Source organism: Thauera sp. 2A1, assembly GCF_009469595.2.
Taxonomy (GTDB): domain Bacteria; phylum Pseudomonadota; class Gammaproteobacteria; order Burkholderiales; family Rhodocyclaceae; genus Thauera.
The window spans coordinates 77,893-97,172 of record NZ_SSXV01000001.1 but is presented as its reverse complement, the minus strand read 5'-3'; the positions used below and the strand labels follow the sequence as shown (position 1 = coordinate 97,172).

Here is a 19,280-nt window from a genome sequence, read left to right as displayed (position 1 = left end):
TCACCCCAGGTTGCGCACGATGTGCGGGCCGAGGGCGTTGGCCACACCGAGCGGCAAGCGCTTCCACAGGGCGATGAAGGCGCGGTACTTCGGATTCATCGGGTTGTTCTGGGGCACGCTGTCGCGCTTGTACAGGCGGTATTCGTAGGACAGCGGCTGGGGCTCGAAGCCCCAGTTCTTCTTGAAGCTCCACGGCCCGGTGCCGACCTTGCTGCGGCCGTAGTCGAACACCTTGCAGCCGCGCTCGCAGGCGCGGCGCATCAGGTCCCAGTACTTGAAGTCGTTGGCCGCCAGATCGCGCGCGGCGACGTCGTCGCCGGCGTAGTACGGCAGCACCTCATCGCGGAAGTAGAAGCTGAGCACGCTGGACAGCGGCTTGCCGGCGGGATCGGTGACAGTGAGCACCTCGCAGGCGTCGCCGAAGGCGCTCTTCAGACGCTGAAAGAACTTCTTGGGCAAAGCCGGCGTGCCGTGGCGCAGCACGTTGTCCGAGTAGAGCGCGAAGAAGCGATCCACGCTGGCGTCGATATGGCCGACGAGGCCGTTCTTGATGCCCTTGCGCACCATCGCGCGCTGCTTGCGCGGGATGGCGAGCATGTTGTCCTCGACCTCGGGCAGGATGGCCTTGCGGAAGGTGACGTAGAGCTCCTGCCGCGGCCAGTCGGCGTGGCGCGGTGCAAGGTTGCGGTATTCCAGGTGCTGCACGCCGCGCTGGCGGGCGATGCGGTCGGCTTCGGCCTCGAGCGCGGCGACGGCATCGGCCTCGCATTCGGCATCGGCGGCGATGCCGCCATAGACGCAGAATGGCAGCGAGGTGAGCGCGTGGCCGAACAGCCGGCTCTTCACCTCGGCCAGCGGCAGCACTGCGACGATCTCGCCGGCGCGCTCCGCATACAGGAAATGCGCGCGGTGGCGGAAGACGCCTTCGATGATGTCCTGCCAGGGCGACAGGTGGAAGAAGGTGCCCTGCGGGCAGGCGCGCACGAAGGCGTCCCAGCGCGCGGCGGTTTCCGGCGCGCCGGGCGTCAGCGTCTTCACGATCACGGGCAGTCTGTCCATGGGCGGGTGTGGCAGTGTGGGTTCAGGCAGCGTCGCGGAAGACTTCGTCCGCGCGCCCCCAGGAGAAATCGGCGAGCAGGCGCTCGAGCCGCGATGCGGTGCGCTCTAGATTGACGTAGTGGCGGAAGCGGGTGCGGGCAGTGGCTTCGCGCACGCGCGGCTGCTCGGGGTCGATCTCCCACGGGTGGAAGTAGAAGATCGCCGGCTGCTGGTCCTGCGCATTGACGCGCGCGATCTGCCAGCGCGACACGCCATACGGCAGCAGGCGGAAGAAGCCGCCGCCGCCCGCAGGCCAGTTGCGGCCGAAGACGCGCAGCGTGGTGACCGGGACTTCCACCAGGCCGTTGTCGAGCCGCCAGGGGAAGCGCGGTGCGTCGGGAATGCCGTAGTGGTCGTGCTTGACCGGATAGACGCTGGAGCTGTAGCGGTAGCCCGCCTCGGCGATGCAGTCGTGCGCCCACAGGTTGGCCTTGCCGATGGAGAAGCTCGGCGCGCGGTAGCCGGTGATGAGGCGCCCGGTGATGTCCTCGAGCACTGCCTTGGCGAGGGCGATGTCGGCCTTGAAGGCCTCGGGCGTCAGCGCGCTGGCGCGCTCGTGGGCATAGCCATGGCTGGCAACCTCGTGCCCGGCCGCAGCGATGCGGCGCACGAGCTGCGGGAAGCGCTCGGCGATCCAGCCCAGCGTGAAGAAGGTGCCGCGCGCGCCGTGGTCGTCGAGCATCTGCAGGATGCGCTCAACGTTGCGCTCGACCCGGCAGGGCACGTTCTCCCAGGTGTGGCGCGGGAAATGCGGCGCCAGCGCCGAGACCTGGAAGTAATCCTCGACGTCGCAGGTGAAGGCGTTGGTGATGCGCTCTGCCATGTCAGGCACCTGCAGCGCGTTCGTGCGTTTCGAGCCAGGCGGAAAGGTGCGCGGCGATGCGTTCGGCAGTGTGGCCGTCCCACAGCTCGGGCACGCGGCCGCGCTTGCCGCCGCCGGCGAGGATGACGTCGGCCGCATCGATGATGGCCTGCGGCGAGATGCCGACCAGGGTGTTGGTGCCCTGCTCCACCGTGATCGGCCGCTCTGTGTTCTCGCGGATGGTCACGCAGGGCACGCCGAGCGCGGTGGTTTCCTCCTGGATGCCACCGGAGTCGGTCAGCACCATGCTGGCGCCCGACATCAGGCCGAGCATTTCCAGGTAACCCTGCGGCGGCAGCACGAGGAAGCCGGACGAATCCAGCTTGGCAAGCAGGCCGAAGCGCTCGAGGTTGTTGCGGGTACGCGGATGCAGCGCGAACACCAGCGGCAGGCGCGCACTGATGTGGCGCAGCGCGTCGATGATCGGACCCAGCGTGTCGGGGTGATCGACGTTGGACGGCCGGTGCAGCGTCACCACGCCATATCCGCCACCGATGCGGCTCGCGTCGAGGCCGGCGCCGGCGAGCAGATCGGCCGGCGGCACCGCCTTGGGCAGGCTGGCGAGCAGGCTGTCGATCATGACATTGCCGACGAAGACCGCGCGTTCGGCGGCGATGCCCTCGCGCGCGAGGTTGTCGTGGGCGCTGCGCTCGGTGGTGTAGAGCAGGTCGGAGATCTGGTCGGTGAGCACGCGATTGATCTCTTCGGGCATGCGGCGGTCGTCGCTGCGCAGGCCGGATTCGACGTGGACCACCGGCACGTGGCGCTTGGCCGCGACCAGTGCGCAGGCGAGCGTGGAGTTGACATCACCGACGACGAGCACCGCACGCGCGCCGTGCTCGTCGATGATCGGCTCGAAGCGCTTCATGACTTCGGCCGTCTGCACCGCATGCGAGCCGGAGCCGACGGCGAGATTGACGTCGGGCTCGGGCAGGCCGAGATCGGCGAACAGGCGGTCCTTCATCGCCGGGTCGTAGTGCTGGCCGGTGTGTACCAGCAACGTGCGCAGCGGCGGCTGGTGCGCGGCGAGCGCGCGGATGATGGGCGCCACCTTCATGTAGTTGGGGCGCGCACCGACCACGCACAGGATGGGCGCCGCGGCGCCGGTGGGCACGCTCATTGCGACTCCTCCTCGACCGGGCCGTCGCGACGCACGGCCTGCAGCAACTGGTTGAGCACGCCCAGTGTCGCGGACATGGAGTGTTCCAGCCCGGCCAGGCGCGCCTCGATGCGCTGCACATCGAAATTTGCCGCCATGCCGGCGACCTGCTCGGCCACCTCGGGCGAAACCTTGAGGCGATCGAGCGCGAGCTGGTCGAAACGGATCTCGCTCACCCCCGGGCCGGCGCCCGCGCCGCCCACTGCGTCGCGCAGGATGGGTCGCGCCTCGACCTTGCCTCCCCGCGCCGCGAACTCTTCGTTGAGCTCCTCGATGACGGCGCGCACATCGTCCTCGTCGATGGAATGGCGCTCGGCAAGGAAAGCCGCGAGCATCAGCCGGTCGCACAAGGTGTTGATGCGCCGCGGGATGCCTCCGGAGTGGCCGTAAACCGTCGTGAAGGCCGCGGGCGAGAAGATCGGGTCGCCCTCCCAGCCGACGTGGCTCAGCCGGTGTTCGATATAGGCGCGGGTCTCTTCCGCATCGAGCGGGCCCAGGTGGTACGAGGCGATGACCCGCTGGCGCAGTTGCTGCATCTCCGCGCCCTGCATCATGTCGCGGAATTCCGGCTGGCCGACGAGGAAGCTCTGCAGCAGCGCGTGGTCCTCGAGCTGGAAGTTCGACAGCATGCGCAGCTCCTCGACCGCGTCGGCGCCGAGGTTCTGCGCCTCGTCGACGATCAGCAGCGCCCGCTTGCCGGCCGCGGTGATCGAGACGAGGAAGGTTTCCAGCGCCAGCAGCAGCCCTGCCTTGTCCAGCGTGCGGTTGGGCAGGCCGAAGGCGGCCGCCACCATGCGCAGGATGTCCTTGGAATCCACCTGGGTGCTGACGAGATTCGCGGCGACGACCTTGTCGGGGTCGAGGTGTTCGAGCAGGCTGCGGACGATGGTCGTCTTGCCGGCGCCGATCTCGCCGGTGATGACGATGAAGCCCTCGCTCTGGTGCAGGCCGTATTCGAGATAGGCCATCGCCCGCCGGTGACCGCGGCTGCCGTAGAAGAAGGCAGGGTCCGGGTTGAGCTGGAAGGGCTTGCCGCGAAGCTTGAAGAAGGATTCGTACATCTGCTGCCTGTCTTAGAAGCGCATGCCGACCGATGCGGTGACTGCGTTCTCGGTGAATTCATTGTTGTTGCTGCCGCCGAAGCTGTCACCGTCGGAGCGCTGGTGGCGGTATTGCAGCAGGCCCGTGGTATGCGGGCCGAGGCTGGAACTGAGGCCGACCACGAACGCAGTGCGCTGCGTGTCAGCGGCGTTGAGCCCGGAGCCGCTGGAATTGGTCCGGGTCAGCGAGGTGTTCAACGAAGTCTCCGGCGTCAGGCGGTGGCTGTAGGAGAGGGTCGCAGACCTGGATTTCAGTGCGTTGAAGTTGCGGAAATCATCGACGGTGCTGAGCCCATCGCCCGAGCCGATGCGCGAGTTGTCGGAGCGGCTGAGCGTCAGCGACAGTACACCGCGCGGCAGGCTGTAGGTAAAGCCGCCCGAGAGGCTGCGTGCGACATAGTAGGCATTGGTCAGCGCATAGGCACTGCCCAGGCCCAGTTGCCTCAGCAGCCAGTCCCGGCGGGCGATGGGGTCGGGGATCAACTGAACGAAGAACGGGTTGTTGTAGAGCGCCAGGAAGGTCGGATCGAGCAGGCCGCCGCCAGCGATCAGATCCAGAGAAGACCGGATGTCGCGCGAGAAGGTCGCGAAAACGGCCGTGCGCGCAAACCGGTGCTGGAAGCTGAAGTCGTAGCCGCGACCGAAGATGCGGCGCTCCACCGTGCCGGCAATGGTGGTGCGGTTGGTGGGGTTCCAGTCGAAACCGCCGCCGGTGACCGTGGTGCTCTGCCTGCCGCGGTCGCCGTAGTCGTTCGATTCGCGGCCGACGATGCCGCGCAGGCGGAATTCCGGCGTGACCTTCGCATACAGCGTGGCGCGCGCGACTTCCTGCGACTTGCCGCCGCTCAGCCCGGAGCGGGAGCCCGATCCGATCCCGCTGCCACCACCGAGGCCGGAAGCATTGCCGTAGCTGCCCTCGGTGCGCTGGTAGTCCAGCCCGAGGCCGAAGATGCCGGTGATCTGGGTGTTGGAGATCTGCGCCGACCACTGCCCCGCACTCTGGTTGGCGAGCCCGGTGTTGCCTGAGTCCGTCCAGCGGTAGCGGTAGAGCAACTGGCCCTGGGTGTTGTCGCCGATGCGGAACTTGAAGCGCGGCGACAGCGAGAAGACGCGCGTTTCGTTGTTTGAATTGACGTCGAGGCCGTCGTTCGGCCCGCGCGTGGAGAACACCGACAGGTTGCTGCGGCTGATCGACGCGTCGGCGTCGATGAAGAACATGTCCTTGACCGCCTCGTACCGGCCTGCGCCCGTGAGCGCGAGATAGGACGTGTTCGAATCGCTGTTGCTCGCGTACATCAGATTGCGGAAGCTCGCGCTCAGCGTGCCGCTGAGCCGCCCGCTGTCGCGCGACATCGAGACGCCCGGCGACAGCTCGAGGATGAAGTCCTCGCCGCCGCGACGGCCACCACCGAAACCCCCACCGCCGATGCCGCCAAAACCGCCGATGCCGGAGCTGCCGGCGTTGTCCGTCCAGGTGAGGCTGGCGTTCAGCGTCGGGCTGACGACAGTGGTCTGCGCGGCGACGCTGCCAGCGCCCAGCATCATCCCCAGCGCGAGCAGCGACGGCGCAGGCAGCCGGCCCCCTTCAGGCCGCTTGCGGCGGACTCGCTTCAGCGCCATATCCGTAACCATATCCATAACCGTAGTAGGAGCCGGCACCCGCGCGGCGCGACTTGTTCAGCACCATCAGCTTGACCGGGCAGGCGTCGATCGTTCCCAGCGCCTGCCGCACCGAACCCTGGGTGGTGCGCTCGGCCTCGACCACGACGACGATCTGGCCCATGTGGGTGGCGAGCACGCGCGCCTCGGTCGTCACCAGCAGCGGCGGCGAGTCGAACACGATGATACGGTCGGGGTAGCGCTTGGCGATCTGCTCCAGCAACTGGTTCATGCTGTCCGACGCCAGCAGCTCGGTGGCGCGCGGATGCGGCATGCCGGCGGGCAGGATGGACAGCTTCTCGATGTTGGTGCGCAGCAGCACGTCGCCGAGGTCATCGACGTCGCCGGTCAGCACGTCCATCAGCCCGCGCTCGGGAGCCAGGCCGAGGTGGCGCAGGACCGACGGGCGCGACACGTCGGCATCGACGAGCAGCACGGTGTGATCGAGCTCCATCGCGATGCTGACCGCGAGGTTGATCGCGGTGAAGGACTTGCCCTCGCCCGGCAGCGCGCTGGTCACCATGATCAGGTTGCCATTGACGACGGCGGCCGGACCGCTTGCCGTCGCGTTGTGCAGCAGCGGACGCTTGATGACGCGAAACTCTTCGGCAAGCGGGCTGCGCGAATGCTCGGGCGTGACCATGCCGATGTGATGCAGGCGCTCGAGGTCGATCGCCACGCTGCGCGAGACGATGGGATTGGCGTGCATCGGCGCCGAACGCGGCACCGCGGACGACTGCATGGCGGGTGCCGGCTCCGGCTCGGCCGCACGCGGCGCGACGGGCGCCACCGACTCCAGGGTGTCGATGTCTTCACCCGCGGCCTGCTTGAGCTTCTCCAGGCGTTGTGCTGCTTTTTCGATCAGGCTCATTGCTCTATTCCGTTCAACGCTGGATCACCATGAGCGCGACCGTTGCCAGCACGATCGCACCCACGAAGGACGCAAGGCCGCCCGAGAAGGCGAGCAGGCCACGGCGGCGCGCACGGATGCGCTCCGGGGTCGACAACATGGAGACGATCCCCAGGACCGGCAGGCCGGTGGCCTCGCGCAGCCCACGACCATCGCTGAAGGCAGGGCGCAACTGGCTGATGAGGAAGGTCAGCGCCGCGCCGGCCGCGAGCGCGGCAAGGCCGACGAGAGGCAGCAGCAGCAGGCGATTGGGCGCCGACGGCTTGTTCGGCAGTGTCGGCGGATCGATCAGGCGGAATTCGGCGATGCCGGACTGCGCGCTCATCTCGACACCGATGTTGGCCGACTCGCGCCGCGCCACGAGCTGGTCGTAATTGCTCTTGTTCACCGCATAGTCGCGGTTGAGCTGCGCCATTTCCGCTTCGAGCTCCGGCACCATCTTCGCCGAGCCGCTCAGTTGCTGGATGCGGTGCTCGTATTCGCTGACGCGTGCGCGCATCGAGGCGACGCGCGCATCGGCTTCGGCCAGCGCCAGCTTGAGCTGCTGGAAGCCCGGGTTCGCTCCCATCACGCCCATCGGGGCGCCGACGGCCGCCTGCTGCATCTGCGCGATCTGCTCGCGCTTCTGCTGCTCGAGCTGGGTAATGACGCGCCGCGCGCCGATCACGTCCGGATGCTGGTCCGTGTAGCGCTGCATCATGTCGTCGAGGTTGCGCTTGAGCGCGTCGATGCGGGCGTCGATTTCCGGCGTGGCCATCGCGGCCGCAGGCGGCGCCATCTCCTGGGTGGAAGGTTCGCCCAGAAGCTGCTGCTTCATCGCGTCGCGCGAATTCTCCGCCTCACGAAGCTCGAGCCTGGCCTGCTCGAGCTGCTCCTGCAGCTTGCCGATCTGGCCGAGAAAGTCCCCGGTGCTGCTGCCGAGCAGCGCCATGTTCTTGAGGCGGAACTCTTTCAGGCGGTTCTCGGCTTCGGTCAGCTTCTGCTCGTAGCTCTTGATCTGCTCTTCGATGAAGCGCCGTGCCGCATCGCTGTCCTGGCGCTTGCTGCCAAGGCCGGATTCGACGAAGAGCGATACCAGCGACTGCACCACCCGCTGCGCGCGCGCCGGCTGGGTGTCGGCATAAGCGAGCAGGAAGAGGTTGTTGCTGCCGCGGTCGGCCGGACGGATCTGCAGGCCGTTGCTCAGCGAGTCGATGAGCGCTTCGCGCTCCTTCTGCGAGCGCACGCCGAGGTCGAGGTCGGCCATGGTGATGAGCTTCTCGACATTGGGGCGACTGATCAGCGTACGGCTCAGGATGGCGACCTGCTGGTCGATGTTGGGCTGCACGGCAAGGCCGGACATCAGCGGCCGCAGCACCGACTGGGTGTCGACGAAGATGCGGGCACTGGATTCGTACTTGTCGGGCATCAGGTAAACGACGACGCAGCCGGCAATGCCGACCACCCACGACAGTGCGAGCCCCCACCAGCGAAAGCGCCACATGCCGCGCAGGTAGCCGACCAACTGTGTTACGAGTTCTTCCATGAATCAGTACCGCTCAGGGCCGCGCGCGCCGGACTGCCGTCCAGCGCCGCGAAGGTGAAGAAACGAGAGGGAAAATCAGAACCAGCTCTGAGGGATGATCAGCACGTCGCCCGGCCGCATCTCGACGTTGGCCGACACATCGCCGCGCTTGATCAGGTCGCGGATGCGCACGCCGTATTGCTTGTTGCCCTCGGCAGTGCGCAGGATGGATGCTCCGTTGCCATCGGCAAACTCGGTGATGCCGCCCACCGCGATCATCACGTCCAGCAGCGTCATCTTCTGCTTGTAGGCCAGCGCTTGCGGATTGGCCGCCTCGCCCACCACGCGGATCTGCTCGCTGTAGGGGCCAACGCCGTTGGCCATCACCGTGACGATGGGGTCACGCACATACTTGCCCAGCACCTTCTCCATGTCGCGCGCCAGCGTCGTGCCGTCCTTGCCCATGGCCGGCAGGTCCTCGACCAGCGGCACGGTGATCTTGCCGTCCGGCCGCACCGTCGCCGATGAAGAGAGCTCGGGGTTGCGCCAGACCTGGATGTTGACCGTGTCACCCGGTCCGATCACCCAGTTCCAGTCCGGATCCGCAGCCAGCGCAGGCGCGGGCGGGTAGGGCGTCGCGCATGCGGACAACACGCCAGCCGCCACCACGATGGCAAACAGGCCACGAAACTTTTGCCACCAGTTCAACAAGGCTTTGCTCATGCTCAAACCCTCAGATTGCAAACGGGCGCTATGATACGCCCAGAAAATTGATGACATGCTACGGACAGGGTGATCCCTGGTTACAGGAAAAAATACACAAACGCGCGAAACGCCCACCTCGTCCAGCCAGCAAGGGAGCTCGCGTGGTGAATTCCAGGCCACGAAAGAGGGGAACGATGCCCTTGGCACAGCGGCAGGAAGGGCTCAACAGCCCTTCGCCAACAAGCAGTTCGCAGAACTCGCTAGGGATCGCCATTCATGACATATAGAATGCGATCCCCATGAACCCGACCATTGTCCATCACGGTGCGCGCCACGGCGTGACCGGCTCGTGCCACCAGCTTTTCGTCGAAGGCGACGACAGCCTGCTGATCGACTGCGGGCTGTTCCAGGGTGCGGAAACCGCCCCCGACGGCAGTGCCGCTGCCGACCGGCTGGACATTCCCTTCCCCGTCGACAAGATCGGCGCGTTGGTGCTGACGCATGTGCACATCGACCACTGCGGCCGGCTGCCCTGGCTGCTGGCGGCCGGCTTCAAGGGGCCGATCCTGTGCAGCGAGCCGTCCGCCCGACTGCTGCCGACGGTGCTGGCCGATGCCTTCGAGATGGGCGTCACGCGCAACAAGGCGCTGGTCGAGCGCTACCTGAAGATGGTCGAGGCACGCCTGCGGCCGCTGCCCTACCGCGAATGGCGCACGGTGTACTCGAGCTCTCAGACGACGTTGCGCATCCGGCTGCAGCGCGCCGGCCACATCCTCGGTTCGGCCTATGTCGAATGCGATTTCTCCGGCCCGGCGTGGCCGCAGGGACGGCGCGTGCTGTTCTCCGGCGATCTCGGCGCGCCGCACGCGCCGCTGCTGCCGGCGCCGCGGCCGCCGTGGCATGCGGACGTGGTGGTGCTGGAGACGACCTACGGTGACCGCGTGCACGAGGACCGGCGCAGCCGGCGCGCACGCCTGCAGAAAGTGGTCGAACAGGCGCTGGCCGATGGCGGCACGGTGATCATCCCGGCCTTCAGCATCGGCCGCACGCAGGAGCTGTTATACGAGTTCGAGGACATCCTGCATCGGCAGCGCGTCCGGCCCGGGCGCAAGGCGGAGCGCTGGGCAGAATTGCCGATCTACCTCGACTCGCCGCTCGCCGGCCGCTTCACCGAGCTGTACCGCGAACTCCAGCCCTACTGGGACGCCGAGGCGCTTGCCCGCGTGCGCGCCGGACGCAAGCCGCTGGGCTTCGACCAGTTGGTGGCGATCAACGACCACGAGGCGCACCTGGCCAACGTGCGGCGCCTGGCGCGCAGCGGCGAGCCTGCCATCGTGATCGCCGCCAGCGGCATGTGCGCCGGCGGGCGGGTGGCCAACTATCTCAAGGCGATGCTCGGCGACGCGCGCCACAACGTGGTCTTCGTCGGCTACCAGGCGCGCGGCACGCCGGGGGCGGCCATCCAGACCTACGGGCCGCGCGGCGGCTATGTGGAACTCGACGGCGAGCGTCTCGACATCCGCGCCGGGATCCACACGCTGTCAGGCTATTCGGCGCACGCCGACCGCGACGATCTCACCCGCTTCATCCTGCGCATGCGCCACCTGCCCGAGGAAGTGCGGCTGGTGCATGGCGAGGACGCCACGCGCCAGGCCTTCGCCGAGCACCTGGCGCGCGCGAGCGGCGGGCAGGTGAGCGTGGTCGTCTGACGGCGCAGCCCGGCCCGCTTACTCCAGCCCCCACTTCTGCAGCCGGTAGCGCAACTGGCGCAGCGTCATGCCGAGCTTGCGCGCGGCGGCCGAGCGGTTCCAGCGTGTCTCGTCGAGCGCGCGCAGGATGCGACGGCGCTCGTCGTCGCTGTCGTCGGCAGCCTCGCCGGCCGTCCCCTCGGCAGCCGCGGCGGGATCGGCGAGCGGCATGGCGAGGCACGCGGGCTGCAGGTCGATGTCGGCCACGTCGATGACGTCGCCCTCGCACAGCGCACAGGCACGCTCGAGCAGGTTCTCCAGCTCCCGCACATTGCCGGGAAAGGCATGCGCCTGCAGCGCCGCCAGCGCCGCGGCCGACAAGCTGCGCGGCGCACCCCCCTCACGATCGGCGAGCTTCGCCAGGATGTGCTCGGCCAGTTCGGGGATGTCCTCGACGCGCTCGCGCAGCGGCGGCACGCGCAGGGTGATGACGTTGATGCGGAAATAGAGGTCCTGGCGAAACCTGCCTTCGGCCACCAGGCGCGACAGGTCCTGGTGCGAGGCGGACAGGATGCGTACGTCGACCGGTTCCTCGGCATGCGCGCCGACCGGGCGCACCGCCCGTTCCTGAATCGCACGCAACAGCTTGACCTGCATGCCCAGCGGCAGCTCGCCCACTTCGTCGAGGAACAGCGTACCGCCGCGCGCAGCCTGGAACAGGCCCTCCTTGTCGGCCGTCGCGCCGGTGAAGCTGCCCTTGCGGTGGCCGAAGAACTCGCTTTCCATCAGCTCGGGCGAAATGGCGCCGCAGTTGACCGGCACGAAGGGGCCGGCTGCGCGCGCGCCCAGGCCGTGGATGAGGCGGGCAATGACTTCCTTGCCGGTTCCGGATTCGCCGCGGATGAACACGGGGGCCTGGTTGCGCGCGAGCTTCTCGATCTGCGCGCGCAGTTGCTCGAATGCCGGCGAATGCCCGATCAGACTGCGGCCGGCCACCAGCGGGGCGATCCTGGGCTCGAGCTTCAACGCGTGGCTCACCAGTTCGCGCAGTGCCTTGAGCTCGACCGGCTTGGTGACGAAGTCGAACGCGCCCAGCTTGAGCGCACGGATGGCCGTCTCGATGCTGCCGTAGGCGGTGATCACCGCCACCGGCAGGCCGGGCAGTTGGCTCTGGATGAATTCGACGAGCTCGAGACCGTCGCCATCGGGCAAGCGCATGTCGGTCAGGCACAGGCGATAGCGGCGCTGCGCGAGCCGCTCCCGCGCCTCGGCGACGCTGCCCGCGGTGTCGCAGGCCAGCCCCATGCGCAGCAACGACAGCTCCAGCAGTTCGCGGATGTCCTCCTCGTCGTCGACGATGAGAACGTCGATGCTTTCTGGGCGGTTGCGGCGCTCGATGACACTCATGGTCGACTCCGTCCGGTCAGCACGAAGTCGGCACCGGTGCCTTCGCCCTGCAATTCCAGCGTGGCGTCGTTGGCCTCGGCCAGTTCGCGGGCGATGTACAGCCCGAGCCCGGTGCCCTTGGCGTGCGTGGTGAAAAAGGGTTCGAAGAGATGGCTGCGGGTTGCCGCATCGAGCCCGGGGCCGTCGTCGATGACGTGCAGCGCGACACGGCCACCGGGCAGGGTCTCGGCGCGCAGGCGCACCGAGCCGGGCTGGCCGCTGCAGTAGCGGCGGGCGTTGGCGAGCAGATTGTCGAGGATCTGGTGCAGATGCGCGCGATCGACGCCCAGGGTGATGTCGTCACCGATCTCCAGCGCATGGACGCGGCGTTCGGTGTCGTTGGTGAGCACGCGCGCATCGATCACCTCGTTGACGAAGGCGGCAAGCGGCAGCGCCTCAGGCACGGCATGCTCGCGACGCCCCAGCGCCAGCACGTCGCGGATCATGCGCTCGATGCGATGGGCGTTGTCGTTGATGATGCGGGCGAGGCGCGCCTGCATGTCGGCGCGCTTTTCCTCGCACAGCAGCTCGGCTGCCTGGGTGACGGCCGACAGGGGGTTGCGGATCTCGTGCGCCATGCTGGCGGTCAGGCGGCCCAGTGCGGCGAGCTTGAGCTGCTGCATCTGCCGCTCCACATCCTCGAAATCGGTCAGGTAGAGCAGCGCCTCGCCCGTGCCGCCGTCTGTCGCGCTGCGCACCGTGCGGCAGCGAATCAGCCGCCCTTCCGCCCCGAGCCTTAGCACGCGCGGCTCCTGCGCGTCGTCGCGGGCCAGCGCCTCGGCGAAGACCGGGTCGATCTCGTCCAGCCGGCGCCCCTCGATCCGCGCCACGCCCAGCAGGGCCGACGCCTGCGGATTGACCTGCAGCGCGCGACCGTCGCCCCCCACCACGATCACGCCGTCATGCATGTCGCGGATGATGCGCTCGTTGACCGCCTGCTGGCGCGCCAGCGCCTCGCCGCGCTCGGCCGCCAGCGAGGCGTTGGCTTGCGCGCGCAGCGCGAGCCGGCGCGACACCACGGCAATGCCGAAGAAGCCGGTGCAGAAGATGCCGACCTGCAGGAAATCGCCCGGCTGGCCGCCTGCGGCGAAGCGCCAGGCGTTCTCGATCAGCACGGCGAGCGTCGCCAGCGCAGCGAAGAACAGCACCATGCGCCCTTCGGCGAGCAGGCCGGTGCCGGCGAGCACCACCATCATCAGCACCGGCATGCCGCTGCGATAGCCGCCGCTGGCCCACATGATCACCGACAGCGCCACCACGTCGACCAGGATCTGCAGCAGGATCACCCGCTCCAGGCCCAGGCGCCGCACGGCATCGGGGAACCCCAGCGCCAGTACCGCGGCGAGATAGCCGAAGGAGGCGGCATCGAAGACGAACGGGTGCTCGCCGCCGAGCCCGAAACTGCGGCCGCCTACGACGAAGACGCCCGCCAGCAGCAGACGGAAGAGGTTGAAATAGCGCAGCGACAGGCGTCGCGAGTGGTCGATGCCCGCCCAGGCGGTATAGGCCTCAGTCACGCTGGCGGGGGCCGGCGAGGCGGTGCGCTTCGCTGCAGAAGAATCGCCCGCCCTCGCGCACGCCCTCGGCCTCGGGAACGTGCAGGCCGCAATGCGCGCACTCGACCACGTGCTCCACCTTGCGCCCAGGCTTGCCCTGGCCGGCATCCTGCCTGCGCGCTTCGCCGGCTCGCCGCATGACACGACGAACCCACCAGATTCCCCACAAGGCCAACAGAAAGATCAGCAGATTGCGCACGACAGCTTCGCACCGGATGACAGGCGTGAAATGTTAGCACGCACCCGAGCTCGAGCCCGGGCTCACACCCGGGCGAGGCGCTCGCAGGCTGCGGCCAGGGTGGCCTCGTTCTTGGCGAAGCAGAAACGGATGACGCGCTCGTCGCGGCCATCCGCGAAGAAGGCCGACACCGGGATGGCGGCGACACCGACTTCGCGCGTGAGGCGGTTGCAGAAGGCCACATCGGGCTCGTCCGAGATCGCGCCATAACGGGCGAGCTGGAAATAGGTGCCGTGCGAGGGCAGCAGCTCGAAGCGTGAGCCGGCCAGCCCGCTACGAAAGAAATCGCGCTTGCCCTGGTAGAAGCCGGCCAGCGCCAGATGGCGCGCGGGGTCGGCCATGTAGTCGGCGAGCGCGAGCTGGACCGGCGTGTTCACGGTGAACACGTTGAACTGGTGCACCTTGCGAAACTCGGCCATCAGCTCGCGCGGCGCCACCACGTAGCCCACCTTCCAGCCGGTGATGTGGTAGGTCTTGCCGAAGCTCGACACCACCATGCTGCGCGCAGCAAGCTCGGCATGCGCCGCACAACTGGCGTGGCCGGCGCCGTCGAACACGATGTGCTCATAGACCTCGTCGGACACCACGACGATGCCGGTGCCGCGGGTGATCGCGGCGAGGCGCTCGAGATCGGCCGCCGACCACACGGTGGCGGTGGGGTTGTGCGGCGAATTGATCATGATCATGCGGGTGCGCGGGCCGACGGCGGCGGCCACCGCATCCCAGTCCGGCCGGTAGTCGGGGGCGGCCAGGCGCATGCGTACCGCGCGACCGCCCGCCAGCTCGATGGCCGGCACGTAGGAGTCGTACACGGGCTCGAACACGATCACTTCGTCGCCGGGCCGCACGAGGGCCGTCACCGCGGTGAACAGGGCCTGCGTGGCGCCGGCGGTCACGGTGACTTCGGACTCCACGTTGTAGGCCGTACCGTAGAGCGTCGCCACCTTGGCCGCGATAGCCTCGCGCAACGGCAGGCAGCCGGCCATCGGCGCGTACTGGTTATGGCCGGCGCGCATCCAGTGCGCGACGCGTTCGAACAGCACATCCTCGGCGTTGAAGTCGGGGAAGCCCTGCGACAGGTTGATCGCGCCGCATTCCTGCGCGAGCCGGGACATGACGGTGAAGATGGTGGTGCCGACCGAGGGCAGGCGCGACTCGATCGGGGCGGGGAAGCTCGGCATGGTGGCGCTCGGGCGTTGTCGTCGGTTGGGAATGCGCATTGTCGCAAAGCTGGGCGCGTGTGGGTGCAAGCGCTTGCTGCAAGCTGGGCGCCCTCGCACTGGCAGCGCGGATTCCAGTCGGGCCGGCAACCGTGGTCGAATCAGGTTGCACTGCGCCAATCCGAGCCGCCGGTAGAATGCGGGCGTTGCCCTGTCACGGGCAAGGTGCCGCGTCGTTGGCGGTGCAAGAGTTCCCCATGAACCACCCCGAAAATGGCCCCGCCCTCCCTCCTGTCGCCGCCCGCTGTCATGTCCTCCGGTCCTCGCAATACGCTCAATTTTCTTCAGCCGATCCCGACTCTGCGGCGCGACGGCGACGCCATCGCCATCCTCGACCAGACCCTGCTGCCGTTTCGCAGCGAAATTCGCCGCCTGGCAAGCACGCCCGAGGTCGCAGAGGCGATCGTGTCGATGCGGGTGCGCGGCGCGCCGCTGATCGGCGCCACCGCTGCTTTCGGCGTGGCCATCGCGCTCGCCACCGAGGGCAGCGACGACACCACGCTGGAGCGGGCCCTGGCACTGCTCGGTGCCACCCGGCCGACAGCGGTCAACCTGCACTGGGCGCTCGCGCGCATGGACGCCGTGCTGCGTCCGCTCGCGCCCGCGCAGCGCCTGGCCGCCGCCTGGCGCGAAGCCGAGGCCATTACGGCCGACGACGCCGCCACCTGTGCCGCGATCGGCAGCCACGGTCTTCCGCTGCTGGCGGACGTCGCCGCGCAGCGCGGCCGTGTGCGCGTGATGACGCACTGCAACGCCGGCTGGCTCGCCACCTGCGGCGCCGGCACGGCGCTGGCACCGGTCTATGCTGCACACGCGCACGGCATCGCGGTGGAAGTGCTGGTGAGCGAGACCCGGCCGCGCAACCAGGGCCTGCTGACCGCCTGGGAACTGCGCGAGGCCGGCGTGCCGCACACGCTGATCGCGGACAACGCCGCCGGGCTGCTGCTGGCGCGCGGCGAGGTCGATATCGTGATCACCGGCGCCGACCGCATCGCCGCCAACGGCGACACTGCGAACAAGGTCGGCACGCTGCTGAAGGCGCTCGCGGCGCGCGAGGCCGGCGTGCCCTTATACATCGCTGCGCCACATTCGACGCTGGATTTCGCCTGCGCCGACGGCACCTGCATTCCGATCGAAGACCGCGGCGCCGACGAGCTATGCGTGGTGCGCGGTATCTGCTGCGATGGCGAGGGTGACGGACGCATCGCCGAGCTGCGCCAGGCGCCGGCCGGTACTGCGGTGGCCAATCCGGCCTTCGACGTGACGCCGGCGCGCCTCATCGGCGGCATCATCACCGAGCGCGGCATCGCGACACCCGGCGAGCTGCGCGGCCTCTACCCGGAGCAGGCCCGATGAAGCCCCAGGGCGCCGACGCGCTGCGCCTGCCCTTGCTCGAAACGGCACGCGCCATGACGGCTGCCGGGCTCAACGTCGGCACCGCCGGGAATGCCAGCGTGCGGCTGGGCGACGAACTGCAGGCCGACGGTCTGTTGATCACGCCGAGCGGCCTGGCGGCCGAACGCTGCACCGTGCAGGACATGGTGTTGCTGCGCGCCGACGGCAGCTTCGACGGCGCGCTGGCGCCCTCGTCGGAATGGCAGTTGCACCGCGACATCTACGCCGCCTTCCCGGAGGCCGGCGCGATCCTGCACGCCCATGCGCCCTTCGCCACCGCGCTGGCCTGCCAGCGCGGCGACATCCCGCCCTTCCACTACATGATCGCGCGCTTCGGCGGCAGCACCATCCGCTGCGCGCGCTACGCCACCTTCGGCACCCAGGCGCTGTCCGACGCCGCGGTGGCCGCGCTGCAGGGTCGTCGCGCCTGTCTGCTGGCCAACCACGGCATGGTGGTGCACGGCCGCGACCTCGACCACGCCTTGGCGCTGGCAATCGAGTTCGAGACGTTGTGCGCGCAGTACTGGCGCACCTGCCAGCTCGGCGCGCCGGTGCTGCTGTCGGACGAGGAGATGGCGGAGGTGATCGAGCGCTTCAGGTGGTATGGCAAGCCGAAGCCTGCTCCGCCGTAAGGGCAGAATCCAAACGGGTCGCGGTCGAGCCCGCTCCTACGGCACCCATCCGGCGGCGGTCCCGTGGGAGCGGGCTTGACCGCGATTGGCCTGAGGCTTGGGCCAGGTTCTCACTTGCCCTCGGCTTCCTTGTCGTCGCTGGTGACCGCATCCACGCCGGCCGCAACCACATCCACCGCCATGCCGGTGACCGCTGCACCCGCCTTCACCGCGGTGGCGGCGACGGTCACCGTGGCGTCGGCCACCGCGATCACCGCACACCCCTGCAGCCACACGAGCCCGGCGCAGCAGAGCGCGAGCCTGGCGCTCACGCGTCCGCCCGGCCGCCGCCGGCCTGCTCCAGCACGCGCAGCAGGACGGAAGTGTCCTCGCGCGCCCAGCCGCTGGCCATCAACGCGTTGAGCTGCTGCCACACCTGCGCTGCCACCGGCAGCGGTGCGCCAAGGTGGGAGGCATCGTTCATCAGGATGCCGAAGTCTTTGTGGTGCAGGCGGGCCTCGATGCCGGGCACGAAATCGCGCTTGACCATGCGCTCGCCCATCACGTCGAGCACGCGCGAGCCGGCCGAACCGCCGACGAGCGCCTGGCGCACCGTGGCGAGGTCCAGCCCGTGCGCCGCAGCCAGGTGCATGGCCTCGGCGCAGGCCTGGATCACCGACACCATGATCATCTGGTTGCAGGCTTTCGCCACCTGCCCGGCGCCGGCCGGGCCGATGTGCACGATGCGCTGGCCCATCGCCTGCAGCAGCGGCATCACTGCCTGCAGCGTCGCCTCCTCGCCGCCGGCCATGATCGCCAGGCTGGCATCGATCGCGCCCTGGCTGCCGCCCGACACCGGCGCATCCACCCAGCCCACGCCCTGCTTCGCGTAGCGCGCCGCGAGCGCGCGGGCGGTGGCCGGCGCGATGGTGCTCATGTCCACATGGACGGCGCCGGGGCGGAACCCCGCGGCGAGCCCTTGCGGGCCGAAGGCCAGCGCCTCGACGTCGGCACTGGCGGTGACGATGCTGATCACCACGTCGCTGCGCACAGCCAGTTCGGCAGGCGTCGCACACACTTCCGCGCCGGCCTGCGCCAGCGCTTCGACCGACTGCGGCCGCCGCGCCCACACCGCCAGATCGTGCCCGGCGGCGAGCAGATGTCCGGCCATCGGCGCGCCCATGGTGCCCAGCCCCACGAAACCCACCTTCATCTTCGCCCCGCTCATTGTCCCTGCCCTCCGCTCATGCGTTCGAGCAGCTTCAGCATCGCCACCGAGTCCTCCTCGCCCAGGCCGCTGCCGGCCATCGCGTTGAACATCTGCGCCGCGGCGGCCGACGCCGGCAGCGCGAGGCCGAGCCGGTGCGCCTCTTCCATGACGATGCGCAGGTCCTTCTGGTGCATCCAGGCCTTGAAGCCGGGCTTGAAGTTGCGCTCCAGCATGCGCTTGCCGTGGTTCTCGAGGATGCGCGAGTAGGCAAAGCCGCCGAGCAGCGCCTCTCGCACCTTGCCGCCATCGGCTCCGCTCTTGGCCGCGAAGTTGAGCGCCTCGGCTACCGCCGCGACACTCACGCCGGTGATGATCTGGTTGCAGGCCTTGGACACCTGGCCGGCGCCGGCCGCACCCACGCGCGTCACCGACTTGCCCATCGCCTCGAACAGCGGCTTCACGGTGTCGAACGCTGCCTCGTCCCCGCCCACCATGATGGTCAGCGTGCCGGCGATCGCGCCGACGTCGCCACCCGAAACGGGCGCATCGAGCGCGACAACGCCCTTTTCCTGCAACCGCGCGGCAATGCGCTGCGCTGCGGCAGGCGCGATCGTGCTCATGTCGATGTGGATGTGGCCGGGCCGCGCGCCGTCGGCCACGCCGTCGGCACCGAGGGTGATCTGCTCGACATCGGGCGCATCGGACACGATGCTGATCGTCACCGGCGCATGGCGGGCGAGATCTGCCGCGCTGGCGCAGGCGATCGCACCCGCCTCGAGCAGCGGCTGCATCGCCTCGCGGCGCCGGCTCCACACATGCACCCGATGTCCGGCCTTCAGCAGATTGAGGGCCATGGGGCGCCCCATCAGGCCGAGCCCGATGAATCCGACTTCCATTTATTGCTTCCTCCTTGAATAAT

At 68.7% G+C, this 19,280-nt stretch carries 18 protein-coding genes; 3 read left to right on the top strand and 15 right to left on the bottom strand.

Translation table 11 applies throughout. The annotated features are described in order from the left end of the window. The 8 genes from GH664_RS00520 to GH664_RS00485 all read right to left on the bottom strand — a co-directional run bounded on the left by GH664_RS00520 (position 1) and on the right by GH664_RS00485 (position 9,015). A complete protein-coding gene (locus tag GH664_RS00520) occupies positions 1–1,059 on the bottom strand; it encodes a FemAB family XrtA/PEP-CTERM system-associated protein (protein WP_153166200.1) in 1,059 nt (352 codons plus the stop codon). Between the two features lie 22 nt (positions 1,060–1,081). Then, on the bottom strand, positions 1,082–1,921 hold the full coding sequence (locus GH664_RS00515) for an XrtA system polysaccharide deacetylase (RefSeq protein WP_153166199.1): 840 nt from the start codon (positions 1,919–1,921) through the stop codon (positions 1,082–1,084). Between the two features lies 1 nt (position 1,922). After that, positions 1,923–3,080, bottom strand: coding sequence for a non-hydrolyzing UDP-N-acetylglucosamine 2-epimerase (wecB, locus tag GH664_RS00510; protein ID WP_153166198.1), 1,158 nt, complete (start codon positions 3,078–3,080; stop codon positions 1,923–1,925). Next, entirely contained in the window at positions 3,077–4,180 is a 1,104-nt protein-coding gene (locus tag GH664_RS00505) for an XrtA/PEP-CTERM system-associated ATPase (RefSeq protein ID WP_153166197.1), read from the bottom strand. The genes wecB and GH664_RS00505 overlap by 4 nt, the downstream gene beginning before the upstream one ends. A 12-nt stretch (positions 4,181–4,192) precedes the next feature. Then, entirely contained in the window at positions 4,193–5,839 is a 1,647-nt protein-coding gene (locus GH664_RS00500; protein WP_194270283.1) for a TIGR03016 family PEP-CTERM system-associated outer membrane protein, read from the bottom strand. Next, positions 5,805–6,749 (bottom strand): XrtA-associated tyrosine autokinase, encoded by a 945-nt coding sequence (locus GH664_RS00495; protein WP_153166195.1) that lies wholly within the window; start codon positions 6,747–6,749, stop codon positions 5,805–5,807. Before GH664_RS00495 ends, GH664_RS00500 begins: the two co-directional genes overlap by 35 nt. A gap of 13 nt (positions 6,750–6,762) precedes the next feature. Beyond that, the gene (locus GH664_RS00490) at positions 6,763–8,313 is read right to left on the bottom strand and encodes an XrtA system polysaccharide chain length determinant (protein WP_153166194.1); all 1,551 of its coding nucleotides are present in this window, start codon (positions 8,311–8,313) and stop codon (positions 6,763–6,765) included. 75 nt (positions 8,314–8,388) lie between these two features. Then, positions 8,389–9,015: an XrtA/PEP-CTERM system exopolysaccharide export protein gene (locus GH664_RS00485; protein WP_153166193.1), complete on the bottom strand. Its 627-nt coding sequence runs from the start codon at positions 9,013–9,015 to the stop codon at positions 8,389–8,391. Between the two features lie 281 nt (positions 9,016–9,296). On the opposite strand from GH664_RS00485, the gene GH664_RS00480 reads away from it, so the two are divergent. Continuing rightward, a complete protein-coding gene (locus GH664_RS00480; RefSeq protein ID WP_153166192.1) occupies positions 9,297–10,706 on the top strand; it encodes an MBL fold metallo-hydrolase RNA specificity domain-containing protein in 1,410 nt (469 codons plus the stop codon). Between the two features lie 18 nt (positions 10,707–10,724). Here the strand turns inward: GH664_RS00480 and GH664_RS00475 are convergent, their stop codons facing one another. From GH664_RS00475 to GH664_RS00460, 4 genes are all read right to left on the bottom strand, one after another. Beyond that, positions 10,725–12,092: a sigma-54 dependent transcriptional regulator gene (locus GH664_RS00475; RefSeq protein ID WP_153166191.1), complete on the bottom strand. Its 1,368-nt coding sequence runs from the start codon at positions 12,090–12,092 to the stop codon at positions 10,725–10,727. Then, positions 12,089–13,648 (bottom strand): nitrogen regulation protein NR(II), encoded by a 1,560-nt coding sequence (locus tag GH664_RS00470; protein WP_153166190.1) that lies wholly within the window; start codon positions 13,646–13,648, stop codon positions 12,089–12,091. The genes GH664_RS00475 and GH664_RS00470 overlap by 4 nt, the downstream gene beginning before the upstream one ends. Beyond that, complete coding sequence (locus GH664_RS00465) at positions 13,641–13,886, bottom strand: PP0621 family protein (protein WP_153166189.1); 246 nt, start codon at positions 13,884–13,886, stop codon at positions 13,641–13,643. Before GH664_RS00465 ends, GH664_RS00470 begins: the two co-directional genes overlap by 8 nt. Positions 13,887–13,948: 62 nt before the next feature. Next, positions 13,949–15,106, bottom strand: coding sequence for a pyridoxal phosphate-dependent aminotransferase (locus GH664_RS00460; protein WP_153166188.1), 1,158 nt, complete (start codon positions 15,104–15,106; stop codon positions 13,949–13,951). Between the two features lie 288 nt (positions 15,107–15,394). Between GH664_RS00460 and mtnA the strand changes: the two genes are divergently transcribed. Further along, positions 15,395–16,501, top strand: coding sequence for an S-methyl-5-thioribose-1-phosphate isomerase (gene mtnA / locus GH664_RS00455; RefSeq protein WP_153166187.1), 1,107 nt, complete (start codon positions 15,395–15,397; stop codon positions 16,499–16,501). After that, positions 16,498–17,172 (top strand): class II aldolase/adducin family protein, encoded by a 675-nt coding sequence (locus tag GH664_RS00450; protein WP_153166186.1) that lies wholly within the window; start codon positions 16,498–16,500, stop codon positions 17,170–17,172. The genes mtnA and GH664_RS00450 overlap by 4 nt, the downstream gene beginning before the upstream one ends. A 110-nt stretch (positions 17,173–17,282) precedes the next feature. On the opposite strand, the gene GH664_RS00445 is transcribed toward GH664_RS00450, so the two are convergent. The 3 genes from GH664_RS00445 to GH664_RS00435 are packed head-to-tail and all read right to left on the bottom strand — an operon-like array spanning position 17,283 to position 19,257. Then, positions 17,283–17,483 (bottom strand): hypothetical protein, encoded by a 201-nt coding sequence (locus GH664_RS00445; RefSeq protein ID WP_153166185.1) that lies wholly within the window; start codon positions 17,481–17,483, stop codon positions 17,283–17,285. Continuing rightward, complete coding sequence (locus GH664_RS00440) at positions 17,480–18,364, bottom strand: NAD(P)-dependent oxidoreductase (RefSeq protein WP_153166461.1); 885 nt, start codon at positions 18,362–18,364, stop codon at positions 17,480–17,482. Before GH664_RS00440 ends, GH664_RS00445 begins: the two co-directional genes overlap by 4 nt. 11 nt (positions 18,365–18,375) lie before the next feature. Further along, on the bottom strand, positions 18,376–19,257 hold the full coding sequence (locus GH664_RS00435; RefSeq protein WP_153166184.1) for a 2-hydroxy-3-oxopropionate reductase: 882 nt from the start codon (positions 19,255–19,257) through the stop codon (positions 18,376–18,378). Positions 19,258–19,280 lie beyond the last annotated feature (23 nt).

Bases quoted from the DNA above. Each gene is read 5' to 3' on its own strand.
- GH664_RS00520 (WP_153166200.1), bottom strand. From the start codon at position 1,059: ATGGACAGACTGCCCGTGATCGTGAAGACGCTGACGCCCGGCGCGCCG.
- GH664_RS00515 (WP_153166199.1), bottom strand. From the start codon at position 1,921: ATGGCAGAGCGCATCACCAACGCCTTCACCTGCGACGTCGAGGATTAC.
- wecB (WP_153166198.1), bottom strand. From the start codon at position 3,080: ATGAGCGTGCCCACCGGCGCCGCGGCGCCCATCCTGTGCGTGGTCGGT.
- GH664_RS00505 (WP_153166197.1), bottom strand. From the start codon at position 4,180: ATGTACGAATCCTTCTTCAAGCTTCGCGGCAAGCCCTTCCAGCTCAAC.
- GH664_RS00500 (WP_194270283.1), bottom strand. From the start codon at position 5,839: ATGGCGCTGAAGCGAGTCCGCCGCAAGCGGCCTGAAGGGGGCCGGCTG.
- GH664_RS00495 (WP_153166195.1), bottom strand. From the start codon at position 6,749: ATGAGCCTGATCGAAAAAGCAGCACAACGCCTGGAGAAGCTCAAGCAG.
- GH664_RS00490 (WP_153166194.1), bottom strand. From the start codon at position 8,313: ATGGAAGAACTCGTAACACAGTTGGTCGGCTACCTGCGCGGCATGTGG.
- GH664_RS00485 (WP_153166193.1), bottom strand. From the start codon at position 9,015: ATGAGCAAAGCCTTGTTGAACTGGTGGCAAAAGTTTCGTGGCCTGTTT.
- GH664_RS00480 (WP_153166192.1), top strand. From the start codon at position 9,297: ATGAACCCGACCATTGTCCATCACGGTGCGCGCCACGGCGTGACCGGC.
- GH664_RS00475 (WP_153166191.1), bottom strand. From the start codon at position 12,092: ATGAGTGTCATCGAGCGCCGCAACCGCCCAGAAAGCATCGACGTTCTC.
- GH664_RS00460 (WP_153166188.1), bottom strand. From the start codon at position 15,106: ATGCCGAGCTTCCCCGCCCCGATCGAGTCGCGCCTGCCCTCGGTCGGC.
- mtnA (WP_153166187.1), top strand. From the start codon at position 15,395: ATGTCCTCCGGTCCTCGCAATACGCTCAATTTTCTTCAGCCGATCCCG.
- GH664_RS00450 (WP_153166186.1), top strand. From the start codon at position 16,498: ATGAAGCCCCAGGGCGCCGACGCGCTGCGCCTGCCCTTGCTCGAAACG.
- GH664_RS00440 (WP_153166461.1), bottom strand. From the start codon at position 18,364: ATGAAGGTGGGTTTCGTGGGGCTGGGCACCATGGGCGCGCCGATGGCC.
- GH664_RS00435 (WP_153166184.1), bottom strand. From the start codon at position 19,257: ATGGAAGTCGGATTCATCGGGCTCGGCCTGATGGGGCGCCCCATGGCC.